The 11,274-nt window shown below is 68.8% G+C and carries 11 protein-coding genes; all 11 read right to left on the reverse strand.

Features of this window, described 5'->3' with window-relative positions:
• On the reverse strand, nt 1-407 hold a 407-nt coding region (locus tag G3573_RS16345), incomplete at its 3' end, for an LpxD N-terminal domain-containing protein (RefSeq protein WP_276208734.1).
• Between the two features lie 21 nt (nt 408-428).
• On the reverse strand, nt 429-1,085 hold the full coding sequence (locus G3573_RS16350; RefSeq protein WP_163262555.1) for an OmpH family outer membrane protein: 657 nt from the start codon (nt 1,083-1,085) through the stop codon (nt 429-431).
• Nucleotides 1,086-1,089: 4 nt separating this feature from the next.
• Nucleotides 1,090-3,393 (reverse strand): outer membrane protein assembly factor BamA, encoded by a 2,304-nt coding sequence (gene bamA, locus G3573_RS16355; RefSeq protein WP_240454755.1) that lies wholly within the window; start codon nt 3,391-3,393, stop codon nt 1,090-1,092.
• A gap of 101 nt (nt 3,394-3,494) precedes the next feature.
• Complete coding sequence (locus G3573_RS16360) at nt 3,495-4,703, reverse strand: M50 family metallopeptidase (RefSeq protein ID WP_163262557.1); 1,209 nt, start codon at nt 4,701-4,703, stop codon at nt 3,495-3,497.
• A 20-nt stretch (nt 4,704-4,723) separates the two neighbouring features.
• Nucleotides 4,724-5,923, reverse strand: a complete 1,200-nt coding sequence (dxr, locus tag G3573_RS16365) for a 1-deoxy-D-xylulose-5-phosphate reductoisomerase (protein WP_163262559.1) — start codon at nt 5,921-5,923, stop codon at nt 4,724-4,726.
• The gene (locus G3573_RS16370; RefSeq protein ID WP_163262561.1) at nt 5,920-6,747 is read right to left on the reverse strand and encodes a phosphatidate cytidylyltransferase; all 828 of its coding nucleotides are present in this window, start codon (nt 6,745-6,747) and stop codon (nt 5,920-5,922) included. The genes dxr and G3573_RS16370 overlap by 4 nt, the downstream gene beginning before the upstream one ends.
• Nucleotides 6,725-7,492 carry a polyprenyl diphosphate synthase gene (uppS, locus tag G3573_RS16375; protein ID WP_163262563.1) on the reverse strand — a complete coding sequence of 256 codons (768 nt, stop codon included), beginning with the start codon at nt 7,490-7,492 and terminating at the stop codon, nt 6,725-6,727. The genes G3573_RS16370 and uppS overlap by 23 nt, the downstream gene beginning before the upstream one ends.
• Before the next feature lie 42 nt (nt 7,493-7,534).
• A complete protein-coding gene (gene frr, locus G3573_RS16380) occupies nt 7,535-8,092 on the reverse strand; it encodes a ribosome recycling factor (protein ID WP_163262565.1) in 558 nt (185 codons plus the stop codon).
• Between the two features lie 13 nt (nt 8,093-8,105).
• Nucleotides 8,106-8,852, reverse strand: a complete 747-nt coding sequence (gene pyrH, locus G3573_RS16385) for a UMP kinase (protein WP_163262567.1) — start codon at nt 8,850-8,852, stop codon at nt 8,106-8,108.
• A gap of 117 nt (nt 8,853-8,969) precedes the next feature.
• Entirely contained in the window at nt 8,970-9,902 is a 933-nt protein-coding gene (gene tsf / locus G3573_RS16390) for a translation elongation factor Ts (protein ID WP_163262569.1), read from the reverse strand.
• A gap of 78 nt (nt 9,903-9,980) precedes the next feature.
• Complete coding sequence (rpsB, locus tag G3573_RS16395; protein ID WP_163262571.1) at nt 9,981-10,850, reverse strand: 30S ribosomal protein S2; 870 nt, start codon at nt 10,848-10,850, stop codon at nt 9,981-9,983.
• Nucleotides 10,851-11,274: the final 424 nt, after the last annotated feature.

The following is an 11,274-nucleotide window of genomic DNA, read 5'->3' on the forward strand; positions in this document are numbered from 1 at the left end:
CCCTCGCCCACCACGGCGCCGGGCGCCAGCACCACGCCCTCGCCGATCTCGGCGGTCGGGTGCACGGCCGGGCCGGCGCTCATCCGGCGGGCCGGATGCAGGCGGGCGGCCACGCGGGCCCAGGCGGCCTGCGGCTCACGCGTCACCAGGGCGACGCAGCCCTCGGGCACGCGCTCGGCGAAGGCTTCCGGGACGAACACCGCCGCCGCCTTGGTGGCGATCAGGTCGTCCAGGTAGCGACGGTCGGCGAAAAACGAAACGCTCCGCCCGTCGGCGCGGACGAGCGGAGCGGCGAGAGCGATCTCGACGCCGGCCGCGCGCGCCGCATCGAAGCGGGCGCCGGCGGCGTCAGCCAGGTCCGAAAGGGAGATCGGGCCCGCGTTCTCGAAAAAGCGAGGATCGGGCATCCGACCTCCCAGTCGGATGGATTACTTCTTGGCGGCGGCCGGGGCGGCCGGCTTCGGCGCGGCGGCGGCGGCTTGCTGCTGCAGCTGCGCCTCCAGGTTCTCACGCTCGAACGAGAACGGCGGGAGCTTGGCGTTCAGCTTGGAGATGACCAGGTCGGTCACGTCCATCTGGGCGTTGCCGGCCAGCACCGCGCTGCGGTCGATCATCAGGCTGCAGTTGCGCTCGGTGTAGGCTTGCTGCACCAGCGGCTGCGCTTCCTTGGCGATGCGCTCGATCGCCTTGCCCTTGGTGACCTCCAGCTCCTTGTTGCGGATCTGGAACTTGCGCTCGAACTGCGCCTTCTTCTGGTTGAAGCTGAAGACGCGCTGCTGGAAGGCCGGGTCGTTGGCCTGGGTGGCCTGGGCGGCCTGGAGCGCCTTGGCTTCGGTGTCCAGCGCGGTGGCCTGGGACTTCAGGTCGGCCTCGACCGCTTGCTCCAGCTGGTTCATCCGCGTCTCGACCGCCTTGCCGGCGTTCGAGGTCGCGATGGTGCGCACGCCCGAATAGACGCACACGCCCGGGAGGGCCGGGCCGCCCGAGACGGCCGGCGCCGCCGCCGGGGCGGTCTGGGCCGAAGCGCCGGACGCCAGCGCCAGGACGGTGAGGGCGCCAGCGGCGCTGAGGAACTTGAGCGTCATGGGATTAGAACCTCGTGGAGGTTGAGAACCTGAACGTTTCCGTCTTGTCGTAGTCTTCCCGGGCCAGGATCTGGCTCAAGTCGAACTGAATGGGACCCATAGGCGACTTCCAGCGAATGGTCAGGCCGGCAGAAGCGCGCAGGCTCAAATCGTCGCGGATGAAGGGGTTGGGCGTTCCATTCGCGTTCAGCTTGTAGACGTCGTCCAGCATGCCGAGCGTGCCGAACTCGGTGAACAGGCCGGCGCTGATGCCGTACTCTTCCGGCAGCGGCAGCGGGAAGGCCATTTCCAGCGTGCCGATGGCGTAGAGATCGCCGCCGAGCGCGTCGGTCGTGGAGGTGTCGCGCGGACCGATGCCGGCGGTCTCGAAGCCGCGGAAGCTGTTGCCGCCCTTGAAGAAGCGGTCGTTGATCCGGATGTTGTCGCCGGACCAGCCGCTGATGTAGCCGGCCGAGCCCAGGGCGCTGACCACCCACTTCGGGCGGATGCCGTAGAACATCCCGCCTTCGACTTCCGACTTCATGTAGTTCACGTCGCCGCCGATGCCGGCGAGGTCCTGACGCAGGTTGGCGTACCAGCCCCGCGTCGGCGCGATCGGATCGTTCCGGCGGTCGACGCTGAGGGTGTAGCCGACCAGCGAGGTCAGGAAGGTGCCGCGCTGCTGGCACAGGCTCGACGACGAGCTGGCGGCGGTGCAGAGCGAGTCGTCGACCACGATCTCGTCGTTGCGCAGGTTATAGCGCGTGGCGAGGTAGGTGTAGCTGTTGATCGGGAAGCCGAGACGCAGGCCCATGCCGGCGGTCTTGGTGTCGAACGAAGCCTGGTCGCCGAAGTCGTAGCGGTAGGTGTACAGGTCCACGCCCGCGCGCAGGTCCCGGCCCAGGAACTTCGGCTCGGTGAAGGCGAAGTCCAGGGTCTGGCGCAGCGAGCCCAGCGACAGGCGCGCGCGCAGGTTCTGGCCGCGGCCGCGGAAGTTCCGCTCGGTCACGCCCAGGTCGAAGATGAACTGGTCGACCGAGCTGAAGCCGGCGCCGAACGACAGTTCGCCGGTCGGCTGCTCCTCGACCTGCACCTGAATGACGGTTTTGTCAGGCGCGCTGCCGGGTTGCTCGTCGATCTTCACGTCTTTGAAGAAGCCGAGACGACGGATCTCGTTGCGCGAGCGTTCCAGCAGGATCTTGTTGTAGGCGTCGCCTTCGACCAGCTGCATCTCGCGGCGGATGACCGGGTCGATGGTGCGGGTGTTGCCGACGATGTCGATGCGCTCGACGTAGACGCGCGGGCCCTCGCGCACCTGGAAGGTGACGTCGACGGTCTGCTTCTCGCGGTTCGGCTGGTAGCGCGGGCGGACGTCGACGAAGGCGAAGCCGGCCGAACCCGCCGCATAGGTCAGGGCGTCGACGGCGTCCTCGATCTTGTCGCTCTCGTAGAGCTGGCCGGACCTGATCGGCAGCAGCGCCTGGAGGAATTCCGGCTCGAGCTTCTGGTTCTCGGTTTCGACCTTCAGGTTGCCGAAGGTGTACTTCGGGCCCTCGTCCACCGTCATGGTGATGGCGAAGTCCTTGCGGTCCGGGGACAGCTCGGCCACGCCGGAGACCACGCGGAAATCATAGAAGCCGCGGTTCGTGTAGAACTTGCGCAGCTGCTCGCGGTCGTATTCCAGACGGTCCGGGTCGTAGTTGGTGTTGGACGACAACACCCGCCACCACTGCGATTCCTTGGTGACCAGAATGTCGCGCAGGTCGTTGTCCGAGAACGCTTTATTGCCCAGGAAGTTGATCCGGCGGACGCCGGTCTTCGGGCCTTCGTCGATCTCGAAGATCAGATCGACGCGCTTCTGCGGCAGTTCGACGATCTTCGGCGTCACCGTGGCCGAGATACGCCCCGAACGGCGATACAGCTCGACGATGCGCTGGACGTCCTGCTGAACGCGCGAACGGGTGAAGATGCCGCGCGGACGCACGCCGACTTCGTCGCGCATCTTGTCTTCGGCGAGGCTCTCGTTCCCCTCGAACACGACCTGGTTGATGATCGGGTTCTCGACCACCCGGACCATCAGGTCCGAGCCCTGCAGGCCAATTTCGACGTCGGCGAACAAGTCGGTGCGGAAAAGAGTTTTAACCGCGAGGTCGATGCGCGCGGCGTCAACCGTGTCGCCCGGCTGGATGGGCAGGTACGACAGGATGGTCTGCTGATCGATCCGCTCGTTGCCCTGCACGACGATGCGCGCGACCACGCCGCTCTCCGGCGCGGGCGCCGGAGCGGGTTCGGGACTAGCCGGCTGCCCCTGCAGCTGGTCCTGCGCCATAGCCGGCGAGGCCGCGAGAATGGCCAAGCCAGACGCCAGGACGAGGCAACTGTTTCGAATCGGCTTGTCGGACATGGTTTCGACCATCGGGCGACGGCGGCTCACGACAGGAGCCCGCCGACTTGTTGAAACAGGGGCAGTTTCTTCAGATCGTTCCAGGTGACGAACAACATCAATCCTAACAGCAAAGCAAGACCGAGCCAGTAGCCTGCCGCCTGGATTCGTTCGTCCAGCGGTCGCCGCGCCACAGCTTCATAGCCGTAGAACAGCAAGTGCCCGCCGTCCAGAACCGGCACAGGTAGCAGGTTCATGAAGCCGATGCCGACCGACAGGAACGCAGCCAAGTTGAGGAGATTCGCCGTCACATAGACGGCCTTCGTCGCCAGGTCGGGGCCGGCTTCGGCCGCCGCGCTGGCGACCGCTCCGGAGGTGCGGGCGATTCCCAGAGGCCCGCCGAGGGCGTCCGCCGATTCCCGTCCGGTGAGCACCCGCCCCAGGTAAACCAAGGTGGTGTCGAGGGTTTCGACCGTCAGGTTGACGCCCTGCTTGAGGGCGGAAATCGGCCCGTACCGCACGGTGAAGACGTCCGTCGGCGAACGCCGCACGCCCAGCGATCCGACCGGGGTCTTCGTCCCGGTCACCGGGTCGACGGTTTCGGTCGCGCCGAGCACGGCGCGCAGCTCGATCGGACGACCGTCGCGCTCGACGGAGAAGCGGACGGTCTCGCCGCGCCGCAGCCAGACCTGCATACGCAATTCGTCGAAGTCTTCGATGCTTCGGCCGTTAACCTTACGAACCACGTCGCCCGGCTTGAAGCCGGCGTGGGCGGCCGGCGAGCCCGGCTCGACCGCGTCGATGCGCGGGCTGGGGTACACCCGGGGCCCCATGGCCAGGGCCAGGGACGCGAAAATCACGATCGCCAACAGGAAGTTGGAGACCGGACCCGCAGCCACCACGATCGCCCGTTGCCACAACGGCTTGAAGTGGAAGTACTTCTGGAAGGCGCCAGGCCCCTCCTCCGCCTCGATCTCCTGCTTCAGCGCGGCGAGGTCGGCGGAGTCCGGCACGCTGGCGGCGTTCGCGTCGCCGGCGAACTTGACGTAGCCGCCCAGCGGCAGCCAGCCGACCCGCCACTCGACCCCGGTGCGGTCGCGAAACCGCAGCAAGGCGCGGCCGAAACCGATTGAGAAGCTGTCGATTTTCACCCCGAACGCGCGCGCCGCCCAGAAGTGGCCGAGCTCATGCACGGTCACGATCAGAGTCAGGACGAGAACGAAGGGGACGACGAAAGTCGCCACGAACTCGATCATGGGAGTCAGGCGTCCTCCGACTAGGCCGCCAGCCGCCGTCCGACCGCTTCCACGGCCGCCCGACGCGCTGCACGGTCAACCTCCAGCGCGACCTCGAGAGGATCGCTGTCCGCCCCCGCGGAGAACCCGCGTCCGGAGTCGCGGTCGAGAGTCTCAGCCACCGTGGCGGCAATATCGAGAAAGCCGATCCTACGGTCAAGGAAGGCCTGGACCGCCACCTCGTTGGCGGCGTTGAAAACCCCAGGCGCGGCCCCGCCTTCGCGCAGGGCTGCGCGCGCAAGCCGCAGCATGGGGAAGCGCACCTCGTCGGCCGGCTCGAAGGTCAGGCTGCCCAGCGCCGCCAGGTCCAGCTTCGGGGCGGGCCAGGCCAGCCGGTCCGGCCAGGCCAGGGCGCAGGCGATCGGCGTGCGCATGTCCGGCGGCCCCAGCTGGGCCAGGGTCGAGCCGTCGGCGTACTCGACCAAGCTGTGGACGATCGACTGGGGATGGACCACCACGTCGATCCGCTCGGCGCCCAGGCCGAACAGATAGGCCGCCTCGACCATCTCCAGGCCCTTGTTGGCCATGGTGGCGGAGTCGACCGAGATCTTGGCGCCCATGCTCCAGTTCGGATGGGCCACCGCCTGCTCCGGCGTGACCGCGGCCATGCGTTCGGTCGTCCAGGTGCGGAACGGCCCGCCCGAGGCGGTCAGCACGATGCGCGCGACCTTGTCGGCGCAGGGCGGCTGCAGCACCTGGAAGACGGCCGAGTGCTCGGAATCGACCGGAATCACCGAGCCGCCCGCCGCGCGCGCGGTCGCCAGCAGGGCCGGCCCGCAGCAGACCAGGCTCTCCTTGTTGGCCAGCGCGATCACCGCGCCGGTGCGCGCCGCCGCCCAGGTCGGCTTCAGGCCCGCGGCCCCGACCACGGCGGCCATCACCCAATCCACCGGGCGCGAGGCGGCCTCGACCACGGCCCCCTCGCCCGCCGCGGCCTCGACGCCGAGGCCGGCCAGCGCCTCGCGCAGGTCCGAAAGGCGGCTGTCGTCGGCGACCACCACCACGCGGGGTCGCCAGCGGCGGGCCTGTTCGACCACGCGCTCCAGGTTGCGGCCGGCGACCAGCGCCTCGACCTCGAAGGCGGCGGTGCCGGCGGCTTCCGCCTTATCCATCAGGTCGAGGGTGGAGACCCCGACGGACCCGGTCGAGCCCAGCACGCTGACGCGGCGGCGAAGGGTCACGAAAGACCTCCGAAAACAATAGCGAGGCGGCAGGCGGCGATCGCCACCACCGCGAACATCAAACCGTCGACCCGGTCCATCAGGCCGCCGTGGCCCGGGATCAGGGCGCCGGCGTCCTTCACCCCGAAACGGCGCTTCAGGGCCGATTCCCAGAGGTCGCCGGCCATGGTGGCCAGCGCGCCGACCAGGCCCACCACCGCCGCGGCCGCGACCGGCAGGCCGGCCCCGGCGAACTCGGAGGCGGCCACCCCGGCGGCGACGCCGGCGCACAGCCCGCCGACGAAGCCGGACCAGGTCTTGTTGGGCGAGAACCGCGGCCAGAGCTTGGGGCCCTTCAGCAGGTTGCCGACCGCGAAGGCGGCGATGTCGGCGGCCCAGGCCACGCAGAACAGCAGGACCGTCCAGGCCACGCCGTCCGGCTGCTGGCGCAGCCACACCAGCACCACGCAGGGCCAGCCGATGTAGAGCACGCCGTAGGCCGCGTCGGCGGCCGAGGCCTTAAGGCGGCGGGCGTACAGCGCCGCCGCGGCCGAGCCGAACACCAGCAGCACGAAGGCGGCGGAGAACTGGCGCAGGTCGGCGGCGAACACCGCGGCGATCACGCCCAGCAGGACGGCGACGGCGATGCGGCGCGGCGTGCGCGGCTCGCTCATCTGCCCCCACTCGAAGGCCAGCAGGCAGGCGGCCACCGACACCATCAGCAGGAACAGCCAGCCGCCCATCCAGATGGCCGCGACCGCCGCGGGGATCAGCACCACCGCCGACACCACCCGCATGCCCAGGTCGTTCCAGTTGAAGCGCTTAGCCTGCGGCGAGGACGTCATGCACGCCGATCCCGCCGAAGCGCCGCTCGCGGCTCCTGAATTCGTTCACGGCCTGCTGCAGGTGTTCGACGCCGTAGTCGGGCCACAGCACGTCCTGGAACACCAGTTCGGCGTAGGCCGCCTCCCACAGCAGGAAGTTCGAAATGCGCCGCTCGCCGCTGGTGCGCACCAGCACGTCCAGCGGCGGACCGCCGGCGGTGCAGAGCAGGCTGCCGAAGGTGGATTCGTCCAACTGGTCCGGCTCCTGCTCGCCGTTCTTCACGGCCTGGGCGAAGCGCCGCGCGGCGTCCACCACGTCGGCGCGTGCGCCGTAGTTGAAGGCCACCTGCAGCAGGAAGCGGTCGTTGCTCGCCGTGCGCGCCTCGGCGCGCTCGACCACGGCGGCGATGTCGGCCGGCAGGCCTTCGCGGCGGCCCAGGATGCGCAGGCGCACGCCCTCGCGGGTCAGCCGCTCCAGGTCGCTTTCGACATAAGCCCGCACCAGGCCCATCAGCTCGGACACTTCGGCCACGGGCCGGCGCCAGTTCTCGGTCGAGAAGCCGAACACGGTCAGGCACTCGATGCCCAGCTTGGGGGCGGCCTCGACCGTGCGCTTGAGGGCGTTCACCCCGGCGCGGTGGCCGAGCGTGCGCGGCAGGCCGCGCGCCTTCGCCCAGCGGCCGTTGCCGTCCATGATGACGGCGACGTGCCGCGGACCGAGGGCGGCCTCGGAGGCGGGGACGGATTGGCCGGAGGCAGGCGCCATGGCGCGTCCCTCTCCTTCACGCAGTACGGCGGGAACGCGCCGTCAAACCTGCATGATCTCTTGTTCTTTGACTTTCAAGGCCTCGTCGATGCGCTTGATGGCCGCGTCGGTGAAGCCCTGCACGTCGTCGCCCATTTTCTTCTGCTCGTCCTGGCTGATCAGGTGGTCCTTCTCGGCCTTTTTGAGCTCGTCCATGGCGTCGCGGCGGACGTTGCGCACGGCGATCCGCTGCTGCTCGGCGTACTTGCCGGCCAGCTTGGCGAGATCCTTGCGGCGCTCTTCGGTCAGCGGCGGAATCGGCACGCGCAGGTTGGTGCCCTCGACCACCGGGTTCAGGCCGATGCCGGCCGAGCGGATCGCCTTGTCCACCGCCGTGACCATGCCCTTGTCCCAGACGCTGACGGTGATCATGCGCGGCTCAGGGACGCTGACGGCGGCCACCTGGTTGAGCGGCATGGACGAGCCGTAGGCCTCGACCATGACCGGATCCAGCAGGCTGGCCGAAGCGCGCCCGGTGCGCAGGCCGCCGAACTCTTCCTTGAGCGCGGCCACCGCCTTGTCCATGCGGCTCTCGAAGGTCTTCAGGTCAGGTTTGCTCATTGGTCTTTCAGCCTCACTCGCGCTCCAGGCGGTCTTCGGCGATCACGGTGTGGACGCCTTGGCCGGTCAGCACGTCGAGAAGGGCGCCGCGTTCCCGGATCGAGAACACGACGATGGGAATGCCGTTTTCGCGCATCAGGCTGATCGCCGACGCGTCCATGACCTTAAGGTCCTTGGCGAGAACCTCAAGATAGCTCAGCCGCTCGAACCGCTCGGCCGAAGGGTCTTTCTTCGGGTCGGCGGTGTAGACGCCGTCCACGCTGGTGCCCTTGAACAGGGCGTCGCAGCCCATCTCGGCGGCGCGCAGGGCCGCGGCGGTGTCGGTGGTGAAGAACGGGTTGCCGGTGCCGGCGGCGAAGATCACCACCCGCCCCTTCTCCAGGTGGCGCGCGGCGCGCCGGCGGATGTAGGGCTCGCACACCGTGTCCATCGGGATGGCCGACTGCACGCGGGTCTCCACGCCGATGCGCTCCAGCGCGTTCTGCATGGCCAGCGCGTTCATGACGGTGGCCAGCATGCCCATGTAGTCGGCGCTGGCCCGCTCCATGCCGCGCGCGGCGGTCGACAGGCCGCGGAAGATGTTGCCGCCGCCGATCACCAGGCACAGCTCCACACCGTGGCGGACCACCTCGGCCACTTCCTGGGCCACGGCGTCGACGGTCTTCATGTCGATGCCGAAGCCCTGGTCGCCCATCAGCACCTCGCCGGACACCTTGAGCAGGATCTTGCGGTAGCGCGGCGAGCGAGCGGGCGTGGACATGGGGCGACCTGCCGGAAGCTGAGAACGGGGGACGGGAATCGGGGCGCAAGATAGCCGAAGGGCGCGCCGGCCGTCAGCCGCGCGCGCCCTTCTTCATACGCACTTTTTGTCGAGCGATCAGCCGCCGGTGACGGCGGCGACTTCGGCGGCGAAGTCCTCGGTCTTCTTTTCCACGCCTTCGCCCAGGGCGAGACGGGTGAAGCCGGTGATCTTGATCGGCGCACCCAGCTCCTTGCCGGTGTCGGCGACGAGCTGCTCGACGGTCTGATCCGGGTTCATGACGAAGGGCTGCTTCAGGAGCACCACTTCTTTCTGGAACTTGTTGATCTGACCTTCGACGATCTTGGCGATCATCGCTTCCGGACGGCCCTCTTCGCGGGCCTTCTCGGTCAGCACCGCGCGCTCGCGCTCCACGGCGGCCGGGTCGAGGTCGTCGGACGACAGCGACAGCGGCGCGGTGGCGGCGACGTGCATGGCGATCTTGCGGCCCAGCTCACGCAGCTTGGCCTTGTCGGCGGTCGACTCGACGGCCACCAGCACGCCGATCCGGCCCAGGTCCGGAGCCGTCGCGTTGTGGACGTACGAAGCCACCACGCCGGCCGGCACGGTGAACTTGGCCGAACGGCGGACCATCATGTTCTCGCCGATGTTGGCGATCAGGTTGGTCAGCAGCTCCTGAACGGTCTCGCCGCTCTCGACCTTGGCGGCGTTGATCGCGTCCACGCCGTCGACGGCCAGCGACGCCTTGGCGACGGCGCGGGCGGCGTTCTGGAACAGCTCGTTGCGCGACACGAAGTCGGTTTCGGCGTTCACTTCGACGGCCGAGGCGGTCTCGCCGGCGCCGTTGTCGACGACGGCCATGGCCACCAGGCCTTCGGCGGCGACGCGGTCAGCCTTCTTGGCGGCCTTGGACAGGCCTTTAGTGCGCAGCCAGTCGACGGCGGCGTCCAGGTCGCCGTTGTTCTCGGTCAGCGCCTTTTTGCAGTCCATCATGCCCGCGCCGGACTTCTCGCGCAGGTCCTTCACCAGAGCGGCAGTGATTTCCGCCATGGGGTTCTCCAGTTCATCAAGGGTGAGCGGCCGGGTGGATAACCCGGCCGCGTCTCAATCGGGTGACGCTGGCTGAAATCAGCCGTTCGTCTGTTCTTCGGTCGCGGCGGCTTCCGGCGCGGCTTCGGCCGGGGCGGCTTCAACCGCCGGAGCGGCTTCGACGACCGGAGCGGCTTCAACCACCGGAGCGGCCACCTTGGCGGCGCGCAGGGCCGGCTCGGACGGACGCTCGGCGGCGCCCAGGTCCACGCCCATGGCGACTTGGCCGGCGGCCAGGCCGTCCAGGACCGTGTCGGCGACCAGGTCGCAGTAGGTCTGGATGGCGCGCGCGGCGTCGTCGTTGCCCGGGACCGGGAAGCTGATGCCGTCCGGATCGGAGTTGGTGTCCAGGATGGCGATGACCGGGATGCCCAGCTTGCGGGCTTCCTGGATGGCGATCGACTCCTTGTTGGTGTCGATCACGAACATCAGGTCCGGAATGCCGCCCATGTCCTTGATGCCGCCCAGCGACAGCTCGAGCTTGTCGCGCTCACGGGTGAGCATCAGCAGCTCTTTCTTGGAGCGGTTCTCCGGGTTGGCCATCACCTGCTCCAGCTCGCGCAGACGCGCGATCGAGCCGGAGATGGTGCGCCAGTTGGTCAGGGTGCCGCCGAGCCAGCGGTGGTTGACGTAGTACTGGGCGCAGCGCTTGGCGGCCTGGGCGACCGGATCGGACGCCTGACGCTTGGTGCCGACGAACAGGACGCGGCCGCCGCCGGCGGCGACTTCGCGAACCTTCACCAGGGCCTGGTGCAGCAGCGGGATGGTCTGCGACAGGTCGATGATGTGGATGTTGGCGCGGCTGCCGAAGATGTAACGCTCCATCTTCGGGTTCCACCGGTGGGTCTGGTGGCCGAAGTGAGCGCCGGCTTCGAGCAGGCTCCGCATGCTGAATTCGGGAAGCGCCATGAAACTTTATCCTTCTTCCGATGCGCCTCCGCAGACGTGAAAGCCCTCAGGCCTCGGAACGGAGGAAAACGAGCCGAAGCCCGCACCGCCGCTGTCTGCGTGTGAGATGGGGGCGCACGTAGACGCGAACGCGCCGGAAATCAAGGGGAAACGCCGGTGCGCAGCTTCGGCGGACCAGCGTTGCAGTTCGGGCCGCCCCACGATTAGGCTCGGCCCCACGTTCGCCGAACGGCGAAGCATCGGAGATTTCCATGCCCCCGCAACACCATCGCGCGCGCACTTCGCTCGCCGGCAGAGGCGCTTTCGCGGCCGTGTTGCTCGGGGTCGCCGTCGCCGCCGGCGCATGCGAGCCGGCGAAGAAGACCGCCCCGGCGAGCGCCGCGAAGCCGGCGACGCCCGCCGCGACGCCCGAGCCCGCCGCGCC

The sequence above is a fragment of the Caulobacter sp. 17J65-9 genome, assembly GCF_010975005.1.
GTDB lineage: Bacteria > Pseudomonadota > Alphaproteobacteria > Caulobacterales > Caulobacteraceae > 17J80-11.